25 protein-coding genes and 1 riboswitch are annotated in these 23568 nt (G+C 64.3%); of the genes, 13 read left to right on the forward strand and 12 right to left on the reverse strand.

All coding sequences use genetic code 11. From position 1 onward, the window contains the following. Nucleotides 1-112: 112 nt before the first annotated feature. From ribB to IVA78_RS18965, 3 genes are all read left to right on the forward strand, one after another. A complete protein-coding gene (gene ribB / locus IVA78_RS18955) occupies nt 113-1189 on the forward strand; it encodes a 3,4-dihydroxy-2-butanone-4-phosphate synthase (protein ID WP_024340298.1) in 1077 nt (358 codons plus the stop codon). A gap of 193 nt (nt 1190-1382) precedes the next feature. Next, nucleotides 1383-2597 carry an acyl-CoA dehydrogenase gene (locus IVA78_RS18960; protein ID WP_247466951.1) on the forward strand — a complete coding sequence of 405 codons (1215 nt, stop codon included), beginning with the start codon at nt 1383-1385 and terminating at the stop codon, nt 2595-2597. Between the two features lie 184 nt (nt 2598-2781). Then, nucleotides 2782-3702, forward strand: a complete 921-nt coding sequence (locus IVA78_RS18965) for an MBL fold metallo-hydrolase (RefSeq protein WP_247466954.1) — start codon at nt 2782-2784, stop codon at nt 3700-3702. 112 nt (nt 3703-3814) lie between these two features. Here IVA78_RS18965 and IVA78_RS18970 read toward each other — a convergent pair whose 3' ends face one another. Beyond that, a complete protein-coding gene (locus IVA78_RS18970) occupies nt 3815-4669 on the reverse strand; it encodes a DUF1499 domain-containing protein (RefSeq protein WP_247466957.1) in 855 nt (284 codons plus the stop codon). 204 nt (nt 4670-4873) lie between these two features. Next, nucleotides 4874-6502 (reverse strand): fatty-acid--CoA ligase, encoded by a 1629-nt coding sequence (locus IVA78_RS18975; RefSeq protein ID WP_247466959.1) that lies wholly within the window; start codon nt 6500-6502, stop codon nt 4874-4876. A 65-nt stretch (nt 6503-6567) separates the two neighbouring features. Here IVA78_RS18975 and IVA78_RS18980 point away from each other — a divergent pair, with 65 nt between their 5' ends. Next, nucleotides 6568-7650 (forward strand): extensin family protein, encoded by a 1083-nt coding sequence (locus IVA78_RS18980; RefSeq protein ID WP_247466962.1) that lies wholly within the window; start codon nt 6568-6570, stop codon nt 7648-7650. 35 nt (nt 7651-7685) lie between these two features. On the opposite strand, the gene IVA78_RS18985 is transcribed toward IVA78_RS18980, so the two are convergent. After that, nucleotides 7686-8372, reverse strand: coding sequence for a L,D-transpeptidase (locus IVA78_RS18985; RefSeq protein ID WP_247279172.1), 687 nt, complete (start codon nt 8370-8372; stop codon nt 7686-7688). A 340-nt stretch (nt 8373-8712) separates the two neighbouring features. Here IVA78_RS18985 and IVA78_RS18990 point away from each other — a divergent pair, with 340 nt between their 5' ends. Both IVA78_RS18990 and IVA78_RS18995 read left to right on the forward strand, forming a co-directional pair. Further along, nucleotides 8713-9690, forward strand: coding sequence for a magnesium transporter CorA family protein (locus IVA78_RS18990; RefSeq protein WP_247450140.1), 978 nt, complete (start codon nt 8713-8715; stop codon nt 9688-9690). A 265-nt stretch (nt 9691-9955) separates the two neighbouring features. After that, entirely contained in the window at nt 9956-10174 is a 219-nt protein-coding gene (locus IVA78_RS18995; RefSeq protein ID WP_247279174.1) for a hypothetical protein, read from the forward strand. Between the two features lie 96 nt (nt 10175-10270). On the opposite strand, the gene IVA78_RS19000 is transcribed toward IVA78_RS18995, so the two are convergent. Beyond that, the gene (locus IVA78_RS19000; protein ID WP_247415177.1) at nt 10271-11023 is read right to left on the reverse strand and encodes an SDR family oxidoreductase; all 753 of its coding nucleotides are present in this window, start codon (nt 11021-11023) and stop codon (nt 10271-10273) included. A gap of 35 nt (nt 11024-11058) precedes the next feature. Beyond that, entirely contained in the window at nt 11059-11700 is a 642-nt protein-coding gene (pdxH, locus tag IVA78_RS19005; protein WP_247279176.1) for a pyridoxamine 5'-phosphate oxidase, read from the reverse strand. A 113-nt stretch (nt 11701-11813) separates the two neighbouring features. On the opposite strand from pdxH, the gene IVA78_RS19010 reads away from it, so the two are divergent. Further along, nucleotides 11814-12221 (forward strand): RT0821/Lpp0805 family surface protein, encoded by a 408-nt coding sequence (locus IVA78_RS19010; protein WP_247279177.1) that lies wholly within the window; start codon nt 11814-11816, stop codon nt 12219-12221. 187 nt (nt 12222-12408) lie between these two features. Continuing rightward, nucleotides 12409-13371, forward strand: a complete 963-nt coding sequence (locus IVA78_RS19015) for a J domain-containing protein (protein ID WP_247466966.1) — start codon at nt 12409-12411, stop codon at nt 13369-13371. 378 nt (nt 13372-13749) lie between these two features. Here the strand turns inward: IVA78_RS19015 and IVA78_RS19020 are convergent, their stop codons facing one another. Both IVA78_RS19020 and IVA78_RS19025 read right to left on the reverse strand, forming a co-directional pair. Further along, on the reverse strand, nt 13750-14520 hold the full coding sequence (locus tag IVA78_RS19020; RefSeq protein WP_247415171.1) for an anti-sigma factor: 771 nt from the start codon (nt 14518-14520) through the stop codon (nt 13750-13752). 103 nt (nt 14521-14623) lie between these two features. After that, a complete protein-coding gene (locus IVA78_RS19025) occupies nt 14624-15112 on the reverse strand; it encodes an RNA polymerase sigma factor (protein WP_247466969.1) in 489 nt (162 codons plus the stop codon). Nucleotides 15113-15282: 170 nt separating this feature from the next. Between IVA78_RS19025 and fabI the strand changes: the two genes are divergently transcribed. The 4 genes from fabI to IVA78_RS19045 all read left to right on the forward strand — a co-directional run bounded on the left by fabI (nt 15283) and on the right by IVA78_RS19045 (nt 19279). Continuing rightward, a complete protein-coding gene (fabI, locus tag IVA78_RS19030; RefSeq protein ID WP_247303219.1) occupies nt 15283-16098 on the forward strand; it encodes an enoyl-ACP reductase FabI in 816 nt (271 codons plus the stop codon). 12 nt (nt 16099-16110) lie between these two features. After that, complete coding sequence (locus IVA78_RS19035) at nt 16111-16710, forward strand: histidine phosphatase family protein (RefSeq protein WP_247466971.1); 600 nt, start codon at nt 16111-16113, stop codon at nt 16708-16710. Nucleotides 16711-16887: 177 nt separating this feature from the next. Then, a complete protein-coding gene (gene aroC, locus IVA78_RS19040; RefSeq protein ID WP_247466974.1) occupies nt 16888-17976 on the forward strand; it encodes a chorismate synthase in 1089 nt (362 codons plus the stop codon). Nucleotides 17977-18088: 112 nt separating this feature from the next. Continuing rightward, nucleotides 18089-19279 (forward strand): adenylate/guanylate cyclase domain-containing protein, encoded by a 1191-nt coding sequence (locus tag IVA78_RS19045; RefSeq protein ID WP_247466977.1) that lies wholly within the window; start codon nt 18089-18091, stop codon nt 19277-19279. 3 nt (nt 19280-19282) lie between these two features. On the opposite strand, the gene clpS is transcribed toward IVA78_RS19045, so the two are convergent. The 5 genes from clpS to IVA78_RS19070 are packed head-to-tail and all read right to left on the reverse strand — an operon-like array spanning nt 19283 to nt 22025. After that, nucleotides 19283-19588 (reverse strand): ATP-dependent Clp protease adapter ClpS, encoded by a 306-nt coding sequence (clpS, locus tag IVA78_RS19050; protein WP_247466980.1) that lies wholly within the window; start codon nt 19586-19588, stop codon nt 19283-19285. A 43-nt stretch (nt 19589-19631) separates the two neighbouring features. Further along, nucleotides 19632-19973, reverse strand: a complete 342-nt coding sequence (locus tag IVA78_RS19055; protein WP_247415159.1) for a DUF190 domain-containing protein — start codon at nt 19971-19973, stop codon at nt 19632-19634. 2 nt (nt 19974-19975) lie between these two features. After that, nucleotides 19976-20404, reverse strand: a complete 429-nt coding sequence (locus tag IVA78_RS19060) for a CrcB family protein (RefSeq protein WP_247466984.1) — start codon at nt 20402-20404, stop codon at nt 19976-19978. Between the two features lie 6 nt (nt 20405-20410). Continuing rightward, nucleotides 20411-20800, reverse strand: a complete 390-nt coding sequence (crcB, locus tag IVA78_RS19065; RefSeq protein WP_247466987.1) for a fluoride efflux transporter CrcB — start codon at nt 20798-20800, stop codon at nt 20411-20413. Between the two features lie 19 nt (nt 20801-20819). Beyond that, nucleotides 20820-22025, reverse strand: coding sequence for an MFS transporter (locus tag IVA78_RS19070; RefSeq protein WP_247466990.1), 1206 nt, complete (start codon nt 22023-22025; stop codon nt 20820-20822). 115 nt (nt 22026-22140) lie between these two features. After that, nucleotides 22141-22218, reverse strand: a riboswitch (Fluoride riboswitch). 327 nt (nt 22219-22545) lie between these two features. Between IVA78_RS19070 and IVA78_RS19075 the strand changes: the two genes are divergently transcribed. Next, a complete protein-coding gene (locus IVA78_RS19075; RefSeq protein ID WP_247466992.1) occupies nt 22546-23409 on the forward strand; it encodes a DUF1194 domain-containing protein in 864 nt (287 codons plus the stop codon). Nucleotides 23410-23568 lie beyond the last annotated feature (159 nt).

Raw genomic sequence — 23568 nt, forward strand, 5'->3', positions numbered from 1 at the left:
CTGAATTACCCTGGCAGGCCTGCCGCCCGGCATATGTGGTTGCGCTGGGGAGACTAGCGCCCCGGGCCAAGTCCGGCTAAGCCTCCCGGCCATAACCAATAGAGATTGGGAAATGCCCGACAGCGTTCAGGAAGTCTTGCAGGCCTTTGCCCGAGGCGAGCTCGTCGTCGTCACCGATGATGAGGATCGCGAGGGCGAGGGCGATCTGATCGTCGCCGCCTCGCTCTGCACCGCCGAGAAGATGGCGTTCATCATCCGCCACACCTCCGGCATCGTCTGCGCGCCCGTGACCACCGAGGACGCGCGCCGTCTGCGGCTCGATCCGATGGTCGCCCACAACGATTCGGCGCACACCACCGCGTTCACGGTCTCCATCGACTACAAGCCCGATGGCGGCACCGGCATCTCGGCCGAGGAACGTGCCTCGTGCTGTCGCGCGCTGGCCAATCCCAATGTCGGCGCTAACGACTTCGCCCGGCCTGGCCACATCTTCCCGCTGATTGCCAAGGACGGCGGCGTGCTGCTGCGCTCCGGCCACACTGAAGCCGCGGTTGACCTCTGCAAGCTCTCCGGCCTGCCGCCGGTGGGTGTCATCAGCGAGCTCATGAACGACGACGGCAGCGTGATGAAGGGTGAGCAAGTCGCCCGCTTCGCCGCCGAGCACAAGCTCAAGCACGTCACCATCGCGGATATGATCGCCTACCGCCAGGCGCGCGAGAAGCTGATCGAGCGGGTCTCGACCTTCGTCACCGAGAGCCCGATCGGACCCTTGCAGGGCTATGCCTACCGCTCGCCGTTCGATTCCATCGCCCACGTCGCCTTCGTCTACAATGGCGTTGGCGACGGCAAGAACGTGCTGACGCGCTTCCACAAGCCGAACATCGTCAAGGACACTTTCACGGGGCATAAGCGCATGGCGGCAGTGCTCGAGCATTTCAAGAAATCCGGCCGTGGCGTGCTGGTTTACCTGCGCGACGGCGCAGCCGGTGTGCCCGTCGCGCCGCTGCCGGACGAGTCGTCCACGGAAGCCGACCGCAACCGCCAATGGCGTGAGGTCGGCGTCGGCGCGCAGATCCTGCGCGATCTCGGCGTCACTTCGATCCGGCACCTCACGTCCTCGGTGCACGACTACAAAGGCCTGTCGGGCTTCGGCATCGAGATCGTCGCCAACGAGCAGCTCGAAAGCTGACACGCAGTGTCATTCCGGGATTGCGCTGAAAGCGCGAGACCTCGAATCTCGATGTCGTAGAAGCGGGAGATTCCGGGTTCGACGCTTCGCCTCGCACCGGAATGATCGAAACCAGGATGCAATTGCACTTGTTGCCGCGGCGCTCTAATTTGTCCGGCAATTTATGACGGAACCAGACGCGAAAGGACGTTTCATGAGCGTGCGCCCTCAGGCCAAGGACAAGCCGGCTGCGGCTTCATTCCAGTGGGACGATCCGTTCCTGCTCGACGAGCAACTCACCGAAGACGAGCGCATGGTGCGCGACACCGCTCGCGCCTATGCTCAGGACAAGCTGCTGCCACGTGTCTCCCAGGCCTATCTCGAAGAGAAGACGGACCGCGAGATCTTCAACGAAATGGGTGAACTCGGCCTGATCGGCATCACCCTGCCGGAGGAATATGGCTGCGCTAATGCGAGCTACGTCGCCTATGGCCTCGTCGCGCGCGAGATCGAGCGAGTCGATTCCGGCTATCGCTCGATGAACTCGGTGCAGTCCTCGCTGGTGATGTATCCGATCTACGCCTATGGCGACGAGAACCAGCGCAAGAAATACCTGCCGAAGCTCGCCAGCGGCGAGTGGGTCGGCTGCTTCGGCCTGACCGAGCCCGACGCCGGCTCCGACCCCGCCGGCATGAAGACCCGTGCCGAGAAGGTTTCGGACGGCTATCGCCTCACCGGCAGCAAGATGTGGATCTCGAACGCGCCGATCGCCGATGTATTCGTGGTGTGGGCCAAGTCGGCGGCGCACGACAACCAGATCCGCGGCTTCGTGCTGGAGAAGGGCATGAAGGGCCTCTCCGCGCCGAAGATCGGCGGCAAGCTGTCGCTTCGCGCCTCAATTACCGGCGAGGTCGTGATGGACGGGGTCGTGGTTCCCGAGGACGCGCTGCTGCCCAACGTCTCCGGCCTGAAGGGCCCGTTCGGCTGTCTCAACCGCGCCCGTTACGGCATCTCCTGGGGTGCGCTAGGCGCCGCCGAAGACTGCATGCACCGCGCCCGCCAGTACACGCTCGACCGCAAGCAGTTCGGCAAGCCGCTTGCCGCGACCCAGCTGGTGCAGAAGAAGCTCGCCGACATGGAGACCGAGATCGCGCTCGGCCTTCAGGGCTCGCTTCGCGTCGGCCGCCTGATGGACGAGGGCAAGTTCGCGCCCGAGATGATCTCGATCATGAAGCGCAACAATTGCGGCAAGGCGCTCGACATCGCCCGCACCGCCCGCGACATGCACGGCGGCAACGGCATCTCGATCGAGTACCACGTGATGCGCCACGTCCAGAACCTCGAGACGGTCAACACCTACGAGGGTACCCACGACGTCCACGCCCTGATCCTCGGCCGCGCGATCACGGGCATTCAGGCGTTTTTCTAGCCACGTCTTCCGTGGCTATTATCTTGCTCAGCTGTCATCGCCCGCCTTGTGCGCAGTTGCGCACTGGGGCGGGCGAACCAGTATTCCAGAGACCGCGCCTTTCGCCACAGACGCCGCGGCGTACTGGATACCCCACCTTCGCGGGGTTATGACGGCGAGGGTTCGGCAGTGCACAGGAAGTCCCATGTCCGACAATGACGACGTCCCGTTCAACCGCAACTTTCCGCTGACGCCCGGAATCGTCGAGGAGGTCCGCCCCGGGGTGCGGCGCGTGCTCTGTAACAATCCGAGCCCGTTCACCTTCACCGGCACCGTCAGCTACATCGTGGGCAAGGGCAACGTCGCCATCATCGACCCCGGCCCGGACGACGAGGCGCATGCGGCGGCGCTGCTGGAGGCCGTGCGCGGCGAGACGGTCAGCCATATCTTTGTCACCCACACCCACCGCGACCACTCGCCCAACACCGCACGGATCAAGCAGGTAACAAGCGCGCCCGTTTATGCCGAAGGCCCGCACCGTGCCTCGCGCCCGCGCTTCGAGAGCGAGAAGCACAATCCGGAATCTGGCGCCGATCGCGATTTCACGCCTGATGTCAGGATCGCCCATGGCGACGTTGTCGAAGGCGCCGGTTGGCGGCTCGAGGCGGTGGCGACGCCCGGCCACACCGCAAACCATCTCGCCTTTGCCTGGCCCGAGCGGAAATTCAACTTCGTCGGCGATCACGTCATGGGATGGTCGACATCGATCGTGGCGCCGCCCGACGGCTCGATGATCGACTATATGGACTCGCTGGACCGTCTCGCGTCCCGCGAGGAGGATCTCTACTTCTCCGGCCACGGCCCGGAGATTCCGGACGGCCCGCGCTTCGTGCGCTTCCTGATCCGTCATCGCAAGGCGCGCGAGGCCTCGATCCTGCATCGCCTCGCCAAGGGCGAGACCGACATCCCGACCATGGTGCGTGCGATCTATATCGGGATCGACCCCAGGCTGACGACCGCCGCCGGCTACTCCGTGCTGGCGCACCTGGAGGACCTGGTCGCGCGGGGCGTGGTTGCGACGGACGGCGATCCCGTGATCGGCGGCACGTACCGGATGGCGAGCTAGACTGGCCTCGTCATCCGGGGCGATGCGCAGCATCGACCCCGGGGTATTTCGCACCACAATCTCAAGATCCCGGGTTCGTCGCTTTCCGGCGCGCCGGGATGACGCTAGCGCGTCACTTCTTCACCGTCTTCGCCGGCGCCTTTGGCGGCGCGACCGGGGTCTTCTTCACCGGCTTGAGCGCATCGGCATCGGCGGCGGTGTTGAGATCATCAATGAATTTCTTGACGCGGGCAGCGTTACTGCCAAGGTCGCTCTCGAAATAACGCGAGGCGGAGCGGATATCGACACGCGAATCATCGCCATCAGGCACGACCCGTATCGAGACGTCCTCGCGGAACCCCATGATCGGCGTGCGCGCGACTGCCTCGATGCGGCCGATACGGCGCGGCGGCTGGGGCGCGCGCTCGTCGATGACGAGCCATTTGCGCTTATTGACGAGCTGACGCGCGATCGCATAGGCGCGGTCCACCGGGATCTCCAGCTCGATCGGCTCGATGTCGGGATAAAACTGGCGCTGCTGCTCGGCCGAATAGAGGCCGGCATAGACCGCGGTGTTGGTGCCATCGCCGGTGCGTACGGGCGCCAGCGCGTCGAAGCGCGGCGGGTCGATTGGGTTGGTGGTGATGTCGTGGATCGCCGGCAGCTTGCGGTATTGCAGGCCGAGATAGGCCGGATAACCGAGGATCGCGCCGTCGATCAGGAAAGCGAGCAGGATGCGCGCCATGCCGCGCGAGCCGTTCTGCCAGATCGCGGCAAAGCCGGCGAGCCCGAACAGGATCGAGAGGACGGCCATCGCGAGCCCGCCGAAGAAGGCCATCAGCGCGGGCTTCATCTCCAGGAAGTCGAAGCGGACGATGATGATCGAGACCAACACCGCCACCACCGCGAACACGGCCAGATTACGCGCCCAGCTTGCGAGGCTGGACACGGGCTCCGACTGATAGGGAGCTGAAAACCTGCGGGCCATCGGATGAGCTCTGCCGGGGTTTTGAAGGCGATGCCGGCCGGATCTGGCGCGACGATGCGCCGTTGAGACCATGGCCCGGGGGCAAATTCAAGGGAGACCGGACTGTTACGGCCCGTCATTCCGGGGCGATGCGGAGCATCGAACCCGGAATCTCCAGATTCCGGGTCGGCTCCTTGAGCCGCCCGGACCGACGCGCGTGATGTCCTACGCCGCCGCGTTCGGGAAGCGGTAATCCTTGAATTGGTCGCGCAACGCCGTCTTGAGGATCTTGCCCGTCGCGGTATGCGGGATGCCGTCGACGAAGGCGACGTCGTCGGGCATCCACCATTTGGCGATCTTGCCGTCCATGAACTTCAGGATGTCCTCGCGCGTGGCCTGCTGGCCCTGCTTGAGCTGCACGATCAGGAGCGGCCGCTCGTCCCATTTCGGGTGGAACACGCCGATCACTGCGGCTTCGGCCACGGCCGGATGGCCGACCGCGAGGTTTTCGAGTTCGATCGAGGAGATCCACTCGCCGCCGGACTTGATCACGTCCTTAGAGCGGTCGGTGATGCGCATGTAGCCGTCCTCGTCGATGGTCGAGACGTCGCCGGTGTCGAAGAAGCCGTCCTCGTCGAGGATGTTGGCGTCGACCCGGTAATAGGCCTTGGCAACGGCCGGGCCGGCGACCTTGAGGCGGCCGAAGGTCTTGGCGTCCCAGGGCAGTTCCTTGCCGGCATCGTCGGTGATCTTCATCTGCACCCCAAATGGCGCGTAGCCCTGCATCTGGAGCACGTCGAGCCGCGCCTCGCCGGTCGCGTTCTGGAACGGCGGCTTCAGCGCCGCGACGCTGCCGATCGGGCTCATCTCGGTCATGCCCCAGGCGTGGCGGACGTTCGAGCCCATGTCGAGGAAGGCCTTGATCATCGAGCGCGGCATCGCCGAGCCGCCGCAGATCACCATCTTCAGGTCCGGCAGCTTCAGGTTGTTGGCGCTCATGTGCTGGAGCAGCATCAGCCACACAGTGGGCACGCCCGCCGTGTGCGTCACCTTCTCGGTCGAGAGCAGTTCGTAGACGGAGGCACCGTCGAGCTTGGCGCCGGGCATCACCAGCTTGGTGCCCTGCGAGGGCGCGGAGAAGGCGATGCCCCAGCTGTTGGCGTGGAACAGCGGCACCACCGGCAGCATCGTCTCGGACGCGCTGGTGCCGAGCGCGTCGACATTGTTGGCCATCAGCGCGTGCAGCACGTTGGAGCGATGCGAATACAGCACACCCTTCGGGTCGCCCGTCGTGCCCGACGTGTAGCACATTGCGGCTGCCGTGTTCTCGTCAAAGTCCTTCCATTTGAATTTGCCGTCGGCCTGCGCAATCCAGTCCTCGTAGGCGACCACATTCTTCAGCGTGGTTTCCGGCATATGCGCTTTGTCGGTGAGCACGACGTAGTGTTCCACGCTCGGAAGTTTGTCGCCGATCTTCTCCAGGATCGGAACGAAGGTGATGTCGGTCACCACGATGCGGTCCTGCGCATGGTTGATGATCCAGGCGATCTGCTCGGGGAAAAGGCGAGGATTGACGGTATGGCAGATGGCGCCGATTCCCATGATGCCGTACCACACCTCGAGATGGCGCCAGGTGTTCCAGGCGATCGTGGCGACGCGGTCACCGAGCTTGATGCCGTCGCGCTCCAGCATCTGCGAGACCTTGAGCGCGCGCTTGTGGATTTGGGCGTAGTTGGTGCGATGGATCGGTCCTTCGACCGAGCGCGTCACCACCTCTTGCTTGCCATGAATCCTGGCAGCGTGTTCGATGATCCGGTGGCAGAGCAGGGGCCAATCTTGCATCAAACCGAGCATTCTGACGTTCCTCCGAGAAGTCGCTGGGCGCGTTATCGCTCTCAGCGTTGGGCCAAAGAATTGTCATGAGTTTTAGCCTGCCGGACTTTCGCCGCAAATGGTCTTGTCGCGGCTATATGTCCGCCGGCGCAGCAATGGTTACCGCTGCGATCGGGCTGTCGCTTGTGCTCGCCGAGAGGGCGGAGGCGCGGAAATATCCTGCGCCGCTGGATATCTTCGGCCTTGGTACGCCACGGCCGCGCGCAGCCGCTCGTCCCGCCAAGATTCCATTGCCGCGACCCCGCCCTGAGGAGGCCCCCAAGGCAGCGGACGAGGGGGCGTCGGAGCCGGAAGACAAGGCCTCTGCCGACAAGCCAAGCGCCGACAAGCCGGCCGAAGCTGCGCCGCCGCCCGAGAAGCAGGTCTCGGCCTGCCGGCTAGCGCTGACCGAGGAGATCGCGGTCGCGCCCTCCATTCCGGATATCCGCGGCCCCGGCGCCTGCGGCGGCGAGGATCTGGTGCGGTTGGAGGCCATCGTGCTGCCGGACAAGCGGAAGGTGGCGGTCAAACCGGCGGCGATCCTCCGTTGCACCATGGCGTCGGCGGTCGCCGATTGGGTGCGCAAGGACATGGCGCCGCTCGCCGCGAGCCTCGGCTCTGCCATCAGCGACCTCGACAATTTCGACAGCTTCGAGTGCCGCGGCCGTAACCGCGTCGTCGGCGCGATGCTGTCCGAGCACGGCAAGGCCAATGCGCTCGACGTCCGCGCGATCAAGCTCGCCAACGGGCAGTCGATCGGCCTCACCGACCGGACCATGTCGCGCGAGGTGCGCGAGCGCGTGCTGCAGTCCGTATGCGCGCGCTTTTCCACCGTGCTCGGCCCGGGCTCGGACTGGTACCACGAGGACCACATCCATCTCGATTTGGCGCAGCGGCGCAATGACTATCGGATCTGCCAGTGGAACGTCTGGGATCCCTTGCCGCAGGTCGCCCCGCTGCTGCCGGCGGAACGTCCCGAGGAGGCGCCGCCGCGCGAGGTCGCGGCCAAGCCCGAAGCGAACGAGGACGCGGGCGACGGGGCGGAGAAACCCGGTGCGCCCGCGGACAAACCGACGGCTGCTGGCAACAAAGCCCGGTCGCACAAGCCGGCAACAAAAAAACGCCGGTGAAACCGGCGCTTTTGAATGTCAGAGATCGAAGCCGATCAGTAGCTGCCAGCCTGGCCAGTTTGGCTGCTGCCGAGCGCCAGCCGCGAATTATACGGCGAGTCGCCATGCTTCGGCTCGAGGACCACGACGATGGTGCCGACCTTGACGCGGTTGTAGAGATCGATCGCATCCTCATTGGTCAGGCGGATGCAGCCCGACGAGATCGAGGCGCCGATATATTCCGGCTGGTTGGTGCCGTGGATGCGGAACAGCGTGTCCTTGCCGCCCGAATAGAGGTACATGGCGCGGGAGCCCATCGGATTGTCAGGACCCGGCGCGACATAGGTCGGCACGCCCAGGCGCGAAATCTCGCCGGGGGTCGGATGCCAGGCCGGCCACTCGGTCATGCTGCCGACCTTGGCGATGCCCGACCAAGCCATGGCTTCTTCACCGACGGTGATGCCGTACCGGATCGCCTTGCCGCCCTCCAGCACGTAGTAGAGGTAGTGATTGTCGGAATCGACCACGATCGAGCCCGGCGATTCCTTACGGTGATACTCGACGATGGCGCGGCGGAACGGCTCTGCGACGGGGGTGTTCTCGTATTTGACCTTGGCGAGGAGTTCCTTGTCCTTCGGTTTGAAGGCCTTCGTGTCCGTCGCCTCGAAATGCGTGGCCTGCATGCAGCCCGACAGCATCAGGCCAACGGCCAAAATCCCAAATTTAACTTTTAGCGACGACATGGTTTGGTTCCAATCAAAACAATACCGTGCGGAAGGCCTGAGTTTGGCGCCCAAATTCCTCGACTCCGCTAATCCCATTATGGTTGAAATCTGCCACAATTCCAGCACAGAAGCCGTTATCCCGCGCTGCAAGAGCCAAGCTGTGGCTTTTCTGCCGCAAGTTTTACGGTCCTGTGTGGGTTTTGCGGCAAAGGGCGCCGGACTGTCGATTCCGTGCCACAGTTGAGCCGGAGCCCCGCCACACATACCAACGCTCCGTTAATCCGGCTGTCATCATGAACTTGTCAGAATCGCGCTAAGGGCGTGGCTGTCATTCTGTCGCAGGTTCTCTGGAGTTGTCATGTTTTCGGTGTTTGTTCCCTCCGAGGCCTCCCTCAAGAAGGCCGTCATCGAGGATCTCACTGCGCTGCCGGAGAGCGCGGTCTGGATCGACCTCGTCAACCCGAGTGCGGCCGAGGACAAGGCGGTGGAGCGGCTGGCGGGCATCGCGATCCCGACCCGCGAAGACATGCAGGAGATCGAGATCTCCAGCCGGCTCTATATCGAGAACGGCGCGCGCTACATGACTGCGACGCTGATGTGCCACTCCGATACCGACATGCCCCGGACCACGGCAGTGACCTTCATTCTCGGCGACCACCGCCTGGTGACGGTGCGCTATGACTTGCCGAAGCCGTTCGCCCTGGTCGAGGCCAAACTCGCCCGCTCCTGCACGCCGGCGATCACCGGCGAGATGGTGCTGATGGAGCTCCTGGACGCGGTGATCGACCGCTGCGCCGACATTCTGGAGCGCTGCGGCGCCGAGATCGACCAGGTCTCGCACGACATCTTCGAGCCCGAGAGCGAGCGCCACGGCCAGGCCAAGCGATATTCCCAGATCCTGATCTCGATCGGCCGCAAGGGCGATCTGACCTCGAAGGTTCGCGAGAGCCTGGTGTCGATCGGCCGCGTCGTGACCTTCTTGTCCGCAGTGGTCGAAGGCGTGAAATGGTCGAAGGACATGCGCGAGCAGCTCAAGACCATGCAGCGCGACGTGGCCTCGCTGACCGATCACGCATCCTATCTCTCCAACAAGATCACTTTCGTGCTCGACGCCATGCTCGGCGTCGTCAATCTCGAGCAGAACAACATCATCAAGCTGTTCTCGGTCATGGCCGTCGTCCTGATGCCGCCGACGCTGATCGCCTCGATCTACGGCATGAATTTCAAGATCATGCCGGAACTCGAATGGGTCCACGGCTATCCGATGGCGCTGGTGATGATGTTGATCGCGGCGATCGTCCCGTACTGGATCTTCAAGTGGAAGAAGTGGCTGTAGGAGCATGATCCGGACCCGGAGGGCCGCGTTAGCGCAAACTGTGCGGCGGTTTTCCGAATAGATCATGCTCAAGCAAAGATCCCTACTGAGACCTTACGCCAGTCGCACAGACATGGTCGATCGTGTCGCAGAATAGAGCGGGATTGAGGCGGTGCGGTGACCTGTGCTCTGTGCCCCAATTCCTCCGGTAAAATTTGAGCGGTGGGCTGAACGTTTGCGCGAAACTTGTCTGCGATAAGCAGCGTGTTAGCCGCGAGGAACAGCCATGGTTGAAAAACACATAACGACGCCCCGCAACGTCATCGATCTGGCGAACTATCGACAGGTCGTGACGAGCGGCAAGGCGCCGTCGTTGTCGGCACGCATGTGCCGGCACTGTGGTGCTCCGCTGCTCGACGGCGAGAACGACGACGACTGCTCGACAGCATTCAACGCGGCCGCTCCGCGGCCGCGCGAGAGGTCGCGTCGGATTCGACTCGATTGAGGAACGGAAGGAAGGGCGATCCAGGTCTTGCGGCGGCGTTGTCTGGATCGCCTTGCTTCCCTAAGCAGCTAACAGCCCAATCATTGGCAAAAGCAATCACACGTGCTGGCCGCCGTTGATGTGGATCTCGGCGCCGTTGACGTAGGAACTGGTCTCCGTGCACAGCACGTAGATGATCTTGGCAACCTCGTCAGGGGTGCCGAGCCGGTGCATCGGGATCTGCTGCTCGACGATCTTCTCGGTGCCGGGTGACAGAATCGAGGTGTCGATCTCACCCGGCGCGATCGCGTTGACGCGCACGCCGATGCGGCCGAAGTCGGAAGCCATCTCGCGCGTCAGAGACGCGAGCGCGGCCTTGGACGTCGCGTAGGCGGCGCCGGCGAAAGGATGGACGCGCGAGCCCGCGATCGAGGTGACGTTGACGACTGATCCCTTTGCCGCCTTCAGCTCTTCGATCAGTCCACGCGCCATCATGATCGGCGCGAAAAAGTTGACGTTGAAGACGTGCGTCCAGGTATCGAGGTCGGTGTCGACCGAGCCGAGCCGCGCGCCACCCGGGCCCTTCGGCGAGATCGCGGCGTTGTTGACCAGCGCATGCAGCGTGCCGCCCTCGAGCCGGCGCCGGATCTCGGTGATCGCGCGCGCGGTATCCTCGGGATCGCCGAGGTCGACTTGGATGTGGTCCTCGGGGCCTGCGTCCCACGGGCAGTCTTCCGGGAAAGGATGCCGTGAGCAGGTGATGACGCGCCAGCCGGCCGAGGAGAACCGGATCACGGTGGCGTGACCGATGCCGCGGCTGGCTCCGGTCAGGAGCAGCGTACGACGCGGCACATTGGATGAATGCGGCATGGACATCTTTCAGGTCGGAAAGCTGAAGACAAGGCTCAAGGATACATCCGCATCTTGGACCACGGTCGGCCGGCTGCGTCACGGCGAAATTCGATGCGGTCGTGCAGCCGGAATGGGCGGTCGTGCCAAAACTCGATCCGCATCGGCGCGATGCGCCAGCCGCTCCAGCCCGGCGGCCGCGGCACCTCGCCGATGACGTATTTGGCCGCGACTTTTGCGATGGCCTGTTCGAACGCGAAGCGGCTCTCCAGCGGCTCGGACTGCTTGCTCGCCCAGGCGCCGATCTGCGCCTGCTTGGGGCGGGTGGCGAAATAGGCATCGGCCTCGGCGTCGGTCACCGGCGTCACGTTGCCGCGGATGCGGACCTGACGGCGCAGCGACTTCCAGTGGAAAAGTAACGCTGCCTTAGGATTTGCGGCGAGTTCGCGGCCCTTCTGGCTTGCGATATGGCTGTAGAAGACGAAACCCTCGGTATCGAAGCCCTTCATCAACACCATGCGCACATCCGGAAGCCCGTCCGCGTCCACGGTCGCGAGCGCCATCGCGTTCGGATCGTTCGGCTCGCTCTTGATCGCCTCGTTCAGCCAGGCCTCGAACAACGCAAATGGCTCGTCGGCGGTGGTGAAATCACCGGATGTTAAGGGTGTCTGGTGTTTCATCGAGGTCGTGTCGGTCATGTCTGGAGTCCGAGTTGCGTCCCGCGGCCCAAAACGCGCTGTTGTCCGCTACCGCCCTATATAGGGCATGGCGACGCGTTGGCCTATCGACGATCCGACCGTCCGGCTTCGTCATGACGCTGCTTCTGATCGGCCTTGGTGCCGGCGGCTGCAGCTTTTCGCGCAACGACAGCAGCGCCTATGCCAAGGCCGACGACAGCGACCTGACTGGATCGATCGCGCGGCCAGCGAAGGACGCCCCGCCGACCGAGACTGATCTCGCCTTCGCCCGCAACGCCGCCTCGGACGTCCTCAGCAAGGGCGACAAGGATTCGAGCCAGCACTGGGAGAACCCGGAGACCGGCGCGCGCGGCTCGGTCACCCCGATCGCGCAATCCTATGCCGCCGAAGACGGCCGCAAGTGCCGCGACTTTCTGGCGAGCTATGTCAACGGCAATACCGAAAGCTGGCTCCAGGGCGCCGGCTGCCAAAGCAGCCGTGGCCGTTGGGAGATTCATACGCTAAAGCCGTGGCGGAGCTGAGCATGATCGGGACCCGAAGGGCCGCGCTCGCGAAATGTGGGAACCGGTCTTCCGCTAAGATCATGCTCGAATCATCTAGGGTCGGCACACGCCCCTAGTTGCAAAAATGCCACTCTCTCCCCACATGACTGCCAGATGGGGCAGGGAGCCCTTTGAACAATTTGATTTCTTGAAGGAGACGTGACGGATGCGCGACCCCTATGAGGTCTTGGGGGTGCCGCGGAGCGCCAACGCTGCCGCCATCAAGAGCGCCTATCGCAAGCTTGCCAAGAAGCATCATCCCGACAGCAACAAGGGTGACCCGAAGGCTGCCGAGCGCTTCGCCGAGATCAATTCGGCCAACGAGATTCTGGGCGACGAGGACAAGCGCAAGCAGTTCGACCGCGGCGAGATCGACGCCGAGGGCAAGCCGCGCTTCCAGGGCTTTCCGGGTGGCGGCGGGCCGCGCGGCCGCGCAGGGCCCGGCGGTTTCGAGAGCTATACATTCCGGAGCGGCGGTCCGGGTGGCGCCCCGGGCGGCGGTGCGTTCGAGGATATCCTCAACAGCATGTTCGGCGGCGGGATGCGTGGCGCGCGCCCTGGGGCTGGGGCCGCCCAGTTCGACTTCGACACCGGCGGGATCGGGCTCGATCTCGACGTGAACGTTGCCATGTCCGTCTCGCTGGAAGAGGCGGTCAAGGGCGGCGAGAAGCGCGTCCGGCTGCCCACGGGCAAGGAGCTTAATGTCAAGATTCCGGCTGGCGTCACCGAAGGCCAGCAGATCCGGCTGCGGGGGCAGGGCGAAAGCGCGCAAGGCCATCCGCCCGGCGATCTCCTGATCACCATCAACATCGCGCCCCACCCCTACTTCAAGGTCGAAGGCGCCGACTTGCGCATCGATCTGCCGGTCACGCTGTACGAGGCGGTGCTCGGCGCCAAGGTCCGCGTGCCCACGCTCGGCAACGCCGTGGAGCTCTCGGTGCCGAAAAACACCTCCAGCGGCCGGACCTTCCGCCTCAAGGGCAAAGGACTGCCGAAGGCGGGTGGAACCGGGGATCTCTTGGTGACAATCAGGATTATGCTACCGGACGGGAACGACGCTGAGCTTGAAGCATTGATGGAAAAGTGGCGAGACCAACACCCCTACAATCCACGGAGCGGACTCGGCTAACGCATGATCCGGAAAACGGCGCAGCGGTTTTCTGAAAAGGTCATGCGCGAACGACAGGGCGCTATCCGAGCCCGCCTCGACGATCGGAGCATTCTCTTCCCGAAAGGATGATGCTCAACAGACGCCTGAAGCGTAGTCGCGCTTCGACGCAGATGTTTGAGACGTGTCAGCTGTCCGGCGGGGCAGCCGACAAAAAGGTGCGGCCTCGAGAGGGGGACCAGCGCGGTACCAAAAACCCCAATCGAGGCCGCCCGCGTCGATCGGCGGATCGAACGCTGCGCATTTTCGCGTGATCATCCGGTGCGATAATGAGACGCGCCGATGTCGTGATTCCAAATTTTCAATGACGGAATCGAGGCACCCGTTTGCTCGGGTTGTCTACCTGCCGTTCTTCTCGGCTTGGTCGTACACGGCCTGGGCCACCTTGGTCAGCCGGTCACGGTCGGTACCGCCGCTGACGACGTAGCCAACCCCACGTTCGGCCCAGAACAGCGCACCGTCCTTATCCGTCTTGGCATAGCGCATCTGCGTCGCGCCGTTCTCGGTCTTGGCGGCGTAGATCGTGTACCGCTCGCCCGAGGCGCCTTCATACATCAGGAACGACGCCGGACCGTTCGGGCCCGGCAAGAGCCGGCCGCCGACGAGCTTCAGCCCGCTCGCCTCCAGGTTCGGAGCGAACACAGTCCAGCCGCAGCGCCGTGTCAGCCAAGCCTGGAGGTGGTCACGCTCGTTGCCGCCGACCTCGACAGGGTGGCGGACCTCGACGACGTAGAGGCGGTGGGCGTCGAGCGCGTCGGCCGTGAAGCTCTGGAAAGTCGAGGGCGCGTTGGCGGCGCCATGCGCCACCCACCCGGCCATGCCGCCGGCAACGAAGGCAACCAGCACAGCCGCGGCGGCGCCATAGAGCCATTGCCGGGGGCGGCGCTCCAGCCGCTCAAGCTCCAGCCGTGCCGGCACCGGCTCGTGGGCGACGGAATCGTAGCGGGCGTGCAGCATCTCGGCCATGGCGCGCCACGACTGCACACGCTCGGCCTCGTCAGGGTTGGCGGCAAGCCAGGCCTCGACATCGGCGCGACGTTCGGCCGGCAGCTCGCCGTCGACATAGGCGTGCAGCTCGTCTTCGGTCACCGGGATCTTGCGATCGTTCATATCGGTTGTCTCTGGCTCTGGGGCCCAAAATGTTCTTCGTGGCTCAAAGTCGCTCGCTCCATCGGCATGTGGGCGGACAACACGCGATGCATCAACTCTGCCATCATTTCACCCGCCTGAGCGCCGGGCGCTCGCCGTTCAGCGAGGCTTTGACGTGGGCGCGGGCGCGCGCCAGGCGCGACATCACGGTGCCGATCGGCACGCCCTGGATGTCGGCGACCTCGCGATAGCTCATGCCCTCCAGCATCACCAGCAGCAGCACCGAACGCTGCTCCTCGACGAGGGTGGCCAGCGCCTTCTCGATATCGCGCCCTTCGGCCTCGGTCCCGCTGGCGTCCGGGTTGTTGTCCGTCAGCGGCATCAATTGCGGACGCCTCGCCAGTGAGCGCCGCCGGTTCTTGTTGAGGTTGGTCAGGATCGTGTAGAGCCAGCTCCTGACGTCGCCTCCGAGGAACAAGCGCTCGGAGCGCAGCGCGCGCACCAACGTATCCTGCACCAGATCGTCGGCCGCATCCCCGTCGCGCGTGAGCGCGCGGGCATAGCGGCGCAACGCCGGGATCATGGCTTCCACACTCTGGCGAAACGCATTCATTGCGGTTTTCACGTCCCGGTGTCCGGCGCGAGCGCCTCAACGATCATAACACCCGAATGAAACGGCTATTCCGGCGCTCGAAACAGCGTAAACGCCGTGTATTAGGACTGTACCGCGAAGGAGGGCTGGTGTACCTCCAGACCTTAACCCGCTCGATGGGACGTTGAGAAATGGCGCAGAATTCAGGTCTGATGCAGGGCAAACGGGGCGTGATCCTCGGCGTTGCCAACAATCGCTCGATCGCCTGGGGCATCGCCAAGGCATGCCGCGCGGCCGGTGCCGAGCTCGCCTTCACCTATCAGGGCGATGCGCTGAAGAAGCGCGTCGAGCCGCTCGCCGCGGAGGTCGGCGGTCTCGTGCTCGGCCATTGCGACGTCACCGACGCTGCCACCATCGACGCCGCCTTCGCGGTGCTGAAGGAGAAATGGGGCAAGATCGACTTCCTGGTGCACGCGATCGCCTATGGCGAGCAGCTCGACGGCCGCTATGTCGACACCACGCAGGAGAATTTTTCGAAGTCGATGCTGATCTCCTGCTACTCATTCACCGCGGTGGCGCAGCGCGCCGAGAAGCTGATGACGGACGGCGGCTCGCTCATCACGCTCAGCTATTACGGTGCCGAGAAATGGATGCCGCATTACAACGTCATGGGCGTGGCCAAGGCCGCGCTGGAAGCCAGCGTGCGCTATCTCGCCGCCGATCTCGGCGAGAAGAACATCCGCGTCAACGCGATCTCGGCAGGTCCCATCAAGACGCTCGCCGCGTCCGGCATCGGCGATTTCCGCTATATCCTGAAGTGGAACGAGTACAACGCACCGATGCGGCGCAACGTTTCGACCGAAGACGTCGGTGGCAGCGCGCTGTATTTCCTCTCCGACTTATCGCGCGGCGTGACCGGCGAGGTTCACCACGTCGATTCCGGCTATCACGTGCTCGGCATGAAGCGCCCGGACGCGCCTGATATCTCGCTGGGTGGCAAGGACTAACTTTCAGCGGCAATGCCCGTGCCTACGATCTACTTTCTTCGCCACGGCGAGACCGAGTGGAACGCGCTCGGGCGGCTTCAGGGCACCCAGGACGTCCCGCTGAACGCACGTGGCCGCAGCCAGGCCGTGCACGCGGCTGACGTTCTGGCCGATCTGTTCAGGCGCGACGGCAAGGACAAGTCGGCGCTGCCCTACGTCTCGAGCCCGCTCGGGCGTGCGCGCCAGACCATGGAACTGGTCCGCCGCAAGCTTGAATTGCCGCTCACCGATTACTCGCTCGACGACCGCCTGCGGGAGATTGGCTACGGCACGTGGGAGGGGCTGACACTGGCCGAAAGCGAGGCCTCCGATCCCGATGTCTATGCAAGGCGCCTCGCCGACAAATGGACGGTCGCGCCCGCTGACGGCGAGACCTATGCGGCCGTACAGCTGCGCGTCCTCGATTGGTACGAGTCGCTTCTGGTCGATACCGTCGCGGTCGCTCATGGCGGCACCTGCCGGGCCCTGATGGTGGCTTTGGGCATCGAGACCCCCGCCAGCGCGGCCGATCTCTATATCCAGCAGGGCGCCGTCTACGTGTTCCGCGACGGCCGGCTGGAGAAGTTCAGTTAGGCGAGATTTTCGTCATTCCGGGGCGCCCGAAGGGCGAACCCGGAATCTCGAGATTCCGGGTTCGATGCTCTGCATTGCCCCGGAATAACGGAACTAGGGTTGAATGCCGTGGCCCTCGGGGCTACGACGTTGACATACAACGTTTATATAAAAACTAAGCACAGGCGACAGCCAAGCATGTCCTTCAACACCTTCGGCCACATGTTCCGTGTCACCACCTTCGGCGAGAGCCACGGGGTGGCGATCGGCTGCGTGGTCGACGGCTGTCCCCCCATGATCCCGCTCAGCGAGAGCGACATCCAGGGCGACCTCGACCGCCGCCGGCCGGGCCAGTCGCGCTTCACCACCCAGCGCCAGGAGCCGGACCAGGTGAAAATCCTGTCCGGCGTGATGGCGCATCCGGAGACCGGCGTGCAGGTGACGACGGGCACCCCGATCGGGCTCCTGATCGAGAACACCGACCAGCGCTCGAAGGACTATTCCGAGATCAAGGACAAGTTTCGGCCCGGTCATGCCGACTTCACCTATGAGGCGAAGTACGGCCTGCGCGACTATCGCGGCGGCGGGCGCTCCTCGGCGCGCGAGACCGCGACGCGCGTTGCCGCCGGTGCGATCGCGCGAAGAGTGCTGCCCGACGTCAAGGTGCGCGGCGCGCTGGTGCAGATGGGCCCGCACAAGATCGACCGCACCAAATGGGACTGGGACGAGATCGGGAAAAATCCGTTCTTCTGTCCCGACAAGGACAAGGCCGCCTTTTTCGAGACCTATCTTGACGGCATCCGCAAGAGCGGCTCCTCGATCGGCGCGGTGATCGAGGTTGTCGCCGAAGGCGTGCCGGCGGGCCTTGGCGCGCCCATCTATGCCAAGCTCGACTCCGATCTGGCGGCCGCGATGATGACCATCAACGCCGTGAAGGGCGTCGAGATCGGCGCCGGCTTTGGCGCGGCCGAATTGACCGGCGAGGAGAACGCCGACGAGATGCGCACCGGCAACGACGGCACGCGCTTTCTCTCCAACCATGCCGGCGGCGTTCTGGGCGGCATTTCCACCGGACAGCCGGTGGTGGTGCGCTTCGCGGTGAAGCCGACCTCGTCGATCCTCCAGCCGCGTCTCACGGTCGATCGCAAGGGCGCTGATACCGAGATCTTCACGAAGGGCCGCCACGACCCTTGCGTCGGCATCCGTGCCGTGCCCGTCGGTGAGGCCATGATGGCCTGCGTGCTGGCCGATCACTTTTTGCGCGATCGCGGGCAGGTGGGACGCTAGTTTTTTACCTCTCCCCGACGGGTAGAGGTGAACGCCGCCGCCGGCGTTGGTGTCGCAGCACTAGCTCTCCGCGCAGCTTGACGGGCCCACAACTTCGTCCGCAAATGCGGACATGAACAGCTCCGAGCTCCAGCGCATTACCAACTGGCTGATCGACGGTGCTTGGTCGTCGCAAGAGCCGGCCGAGATGATCGCCGATTTCTGCGAACGTCTGGTCGCGGCCGGTCTGCCGCTGTGGCGCTTCGGTATCTTCATCCGCACGCTGCATCCGGAAATCTTCGGTCGCAACTTCATATGGCGGCAGGGCGAGGAGGTCGAAATCGGCAGCGTCGATTTCGATATTCTGGACACGCCAGAATTCGCCCGCAGCCCGCTCCGCATCGTCTTCGAGCAGGGGCTGGAGGTCAGGGGACGGGCGAGCGATCCCGACAGCAAGCGATTTCCGTTCCTCGACGACATGCGTGCCGAAGGCGCGACCGACTACATCGCGGTGCCGGTGCCGTTTCTCGATGGCTCCATCCACGCGACGAGCTGGATCACGCAGCATCCCGGCGGCTTCAGCGACGACGACATCGCGGCGATCCGAACCATCATAGCGCCGCTGGCGCGCGTCAGCGAGATCATCAGCCTGCGGCGCACCGCCGAGATGCTGCTCGACACCTATGTCGGCAACCGCGCCGGCGCGCGCATTCTCGGAGGCCAGATTCGCCGTGGCCACACCGACATCATGCAGGCGGTGATCTGGCTGTCGGACCTGCGCGGCTTCACCGCGCTGTCGGACCGGCTGCCGGCCGAGACGGTGGTCGCGATCCTCAACCATTATTTCGACTGCCAGGTCACCGCGATCCGGGGCCATGGCGGCGAGGTGCTGAAATTCATGGGCGACGGCCTGCTCGCGGTGTTTCCGATCGATGAATATGTCGGCGACGCTGCCCATGTCTGCGCGCGCGTGCTGGAGGCCGCGCGCGAAGCGCGCGCCAGCGTGGAGTCGCTCGCGTTTCCGGTCGGCGACGCCGTCGAGCGCTTCCGTTTCGGCGTCGCGCTGCACGTCGGCAACATCCTCTACGGCAATATCGGCGGCGGCAACCGGCTGGACTTCACCTGCATTGGCCCCGCCGTCAATCTCGCGGCCCGGCTTGAGAAGATCACGGGCCGGCTGGGGCGGACCGTCGTCGCCTCGGAGGGTTTTGCCAATGTCTGCCGCCACGACTGGCACGAGCTCGGCGAATTTCCGATCGCAGGATTTTCAAAGGCGCAGCGCGTGTACGGGTTGGCAGAAGAAACGCATGCGCTGGTGAGCTGAGCCTTATTCCTCCGGCTCCGTCGTGAACAGCAGCGGATAGCCCTTGGCGCGTCCGGCATCGGTGGCGCGCTTCGCCTTGGTCTCGGCGACGTCCCTGGTGAACACTGCGACGACGCAGGCGCCCAGCTTGTGGGCGGTGATCATCACCTTGTAGGCCTGATCCTCGGTCATGCGGAATTCGGCCTTGAGCACCATCGTGACGAATTCGCGCGGCGTGTAGTCATCGTTGATCAGGATGACCTTGTGCAGCCGTGGTCGCTCGACCTTGGTCTTCGTCCTGGTTTTCGGTGTGGTAACGGTGTCGTTCATTCCGCCTCCCGGACTCGGCGGGCTCGGGTTCCTGCTGGAGCGATCAGCTCGCGACCTTCGCACCATATTGCAGGACCTGCACCTTCTCCAAGGTGATCAGGCCGCTCGACATCATGCCATCGAGGATGGGCAGGAATGCGTTGATGTTGTCCTCGCTGTCGACGATCTCGATCAGCAGCGGCAGGTCTTCGGAAAGTCGCAGGATCTTCGACGTGTGCAGCCGGCTCGATTTGCCGAAGCCCATCGGACCGCGCAGCACGGTGGCGCCGGCGAGGTGCCGCTCGCGCGCCGTCATCACGATCGCTTCATAGAGCGGCTTGCCGTCGAAATGGTCGCTCTCGCCGATGAAGATCCGGAGCGAAACTGCCTGAGCGGGGACTTGCATGGTCAGCTCCTTGTCAAGCGGTTGGTGCGGCTCGCCATCATATGCCCGAGCCATGCCGACACCAGCCAGCAGACGACGGACGCCGCGACATAGGCAAGTGCCGTGTATTTCATGCCGCCGTGGGCCAAGCGGAAGGTCTCCAGGCTGAACGCCGAGAAAGTGGTGTAGCCGCCGCAGAACCCGGTCATGACGAACTGTCGGTGCTCGGGCCGCGCCAGCATGCGGCCATCGGGGCCGGTCAGCGTCGCGTAGAAGCCGATGATCAGGGAGCCCGTCGCATTGATGAACAGCGTGGCGAAGGGAAAGCCCGGCCCGATGTCGAGCGCGAGACCGACCAGATAGCGGGTCAGTCCGCCGACGATGCTGCCGGCGGCAACCCAGGCGTAGAGTATCGCGCTACGCCAGCGATCGGCGGAGGAGGGGACGGTCATGTGTTGCTATCCTCCAAGACTGTCCGCAAGGAGAAAGCCGCAACTAACGGCGGCGAGGCACAGCCCGACCGAGAACACGACATTGCCGAGTGCGTGCATTGGCTCGCCGCTCCGCGCCAGCGTCAGGGTTTGCAGGCTGAACGAGGACACTGTGGTGTAGCAGCCGAGAAAGCCGGTCACCGCGAACAGCCAAGGGTTGGGCGTGGCGAACACCGAGCCGGGATGGGCCGCGAGCGCGCCAAAAATGCCGATCAGGAAGGCGCCGGTGACGTTGATCGTCATGGTACCCCAAGGAAACGTCTCGCCCAGCCGCCGCGCGATCGCGCCGGACACGAAATAGCGCGCGCAGCCGCCGAGCACGCTCCCGATCATGATCGCAAGCACTCCACTCAGCACGACGAAAAGCTCCTCGTCATCAGATTTGCTCCGTTGCCAGACCGTTGCCGACGGCAAGCAGTCCTATGAGCGAGATCAGCGCAAAGCCGAGCCCTGCCAGAAACGTGCCTGCCGGACCATAGGCATCCCACAACGCGCCGGCGATCACGCTCGCGGCCAGCAGGGCCAGACCCGTGAACAGGTTGAAATAGCCGAACGCGGTGCCGCGCAAGCTCGGCGGCGCGGCGTCGGCGACGAGGGCCGAGAGCAGGCCTTGCGTCAATCCCATATGCAGCCCCCACAGCACGACGCCGAGCGCGAGGCCTGCAAGGCTCGGGAGCAGTGCCAGCGCGAGGTCGGCGCCGGCAAGGAGGACCAGGCCGAGCGCGAGCAGGCCGGTCCGGTTGATCCGGTCCGACAGCACGCCGGCCGGATAGGCCGAAAGCGCATAAGCGACGTTCATCAGCACCAGCACCGCCGGCACCCACATCGCATTGAGCCCGATGTTCTGTGCGCGCAGGATCAGGAAGGCCTCGCTGAAGCGCGCGAGCGTGAAGACGATGCCGACCGCGACGACGCGCCAGTAGACCGATCCGAGCTGCCGCATTGCGGCAAGATTGAGCGGGTTCTTCGCAGGCTCCCGGCTCGGATCCGCCGGCTCGTGCACGACAAGTGCGATCAGTCCAAAGGACAGGAAGGCCGGCAGCACCGCAACCCAGAACACGATCGTAAAATTGTCCGCCGTCCACCACATCAGGCCGATGGCCGCGAGCGGCCCGACGAAGGCACCGATCGTGTCGAGCGATTGTCGCAGGCCAAAGCTCGCGCCGCGCAGGCCGATGGGAGCGATGTCGGCGATCAGGGCATCGCGCGGCGCGCCGCGAATGCCCTTGCCGACGCGATCGATGAAGCGCGCCGCCACCAGCCACCCGACGCTCGACGCGAGCGGAAACAGCGGTTTGGTGAAGGCGGCTAGCCCATAGCCGAGCGCGGCGAGCAGCTTGCGCCGACCGAGCCAGTCCGACAGGGCGCCGGAGAAGATTTTCGTGATCGAGGCGGTCGCCTCGGCAATGCCCTCGATGAAACCGACCGTGAGCGTGGAGGCGCCGAGCACGGTGACGAGATAGACCGGCAGCAGCGCATGGATCATCTCGGAGGAGATGTCCATCAGCATCGAGACGAAGCCGAGCACCCAGATTCCCCTGGGCAGTGAGGCGCGCGCGGCATTCGGTGTCGTCGTCGTCACGTCTTCGCCTTCTCCTGCCCTGGCTTGATGGCCTTCGTCACCAGACAACAAAAAACCCGCCATCGGCGGGTTGGTCCATGCTCCCACCAAAGGCGGAGGCCTAAAGATTGCCCCACCTCAAGCAGGAGTCATCAGCCCACTACGATCATCGACCGCCGGGCGGTTGTCGGGGGACTCCATCCCCATCTGTGCGTCCAGCCTAGCATGGAAATTGCGCCGGACAAGTGGGCGGGGAAGTGCCCCCACACACCACATCATTACACCTGTCATTCCAAGGCTCGCGAACCAAGGCTCGCGAGCGAGACCCCGGAATCTCGACATTCCGGGCTCGGCTCTGCGAGGCGCCCCGGAATGCGGTGCGTATGTGATCGCTGGTGTTCCGGCGGCGCGAGCGCGGCAACAGCGCGGCAGCTTTGCGTTGGGCCGATCCTAACTCGAATGTGAAGCGCAAGCGATCTTCGCACTTTGCGGCAAGGCGATTGCATGTCACCATCGCGTCATACGACGGGAGACTGGTGCGATGCGCTTGCTGTTCTCGATCGGGGCTGTACTGGTGACCGGCGTGCTTGCCGGAGGGGACGTCGCGGGCATCGCGGCGCCAGGACCAAAATTCGAGCTGCCCGAGACCCAGGCGCAGCGGCCGGTTGCCGACAAGGATGCGCAGGCGGTCGACGTCGAACTGATCCTCGCCGTCGACGTGTCCTACTCCATGGACATGGACGAGCTCGCGATCCAGCGCGAAGGCTACGCGCAGGCAATCCAGTCGAAGGAATTCCTCCAGGCACTGAAGCTCGGTCCGAACGGCCGCATCGCCGTGACCTATTTCGAGTGGGCCGCTTCCAGCGACCAGAAGATCATCATCCCCTGGCGGCTGGTCGACGGCCCCGAGACCGCGGATGCGGTCGCCGCCGAGATCATGAAGACGCCGATCCGGCGCGCCTCGCGCACCTCGATCTCCGGCGCGATCACGTTCGCGATGCCGCTGTTCGACGAGGATCCCTACCGGGGTTTGCGTCGCGTGATCGACATTTCCGGCGACGGCCCCAACAACAATGGCGGCCCGGTCACGGTGGCGCGCGATGCCGCGCTGGAGAAGGGCATCGTCATCAACGGTCTGCCGATCATGGTCAAGGAGCCATCCTATTCGACCATGGATATCGACAATCTCGACTTCTACTACGAGGACTGCGTCATCGGCGGTCCCGGCTCTTTCGTCATCACGATCAAGGACCGCGACAAGTTCAAGGAAGCGATCCGCACCAAGCTGCTGATGGAGGTCGCCGGCCGCAGGCCGGAGCGCCCCGTGATGCGGGTTGCGGACAAGGAGCCGCGCGTCAATTGCATGATCGGCGAGAAGATCTGGTCGGACCGCTGGGGCCGCTAATAGCGCGATTGGGACCTTTCGCCTCATCCCACCCGACGGTTGAATTTAACCGCTCGTTAACCGGCACATGGCCCTAATCCGATTGTTTCAGTTCGTTCCCGATTGCTGTTTTGACCCTGCTGTCGGGCGCGATCGAGAGCGGGTTCGTCGAACCCGTCC

It is taken from the genome of Bradyrhizobium sp. 137, assembly GCF_023074095.1.
In the GTDB taxonomy this organism is placed as follows: Bacteria; Pseudomonadota; Alphaproteobacteria; order Rhizobiales; family Xanthobacteraceae; genus Bradyrhizobium.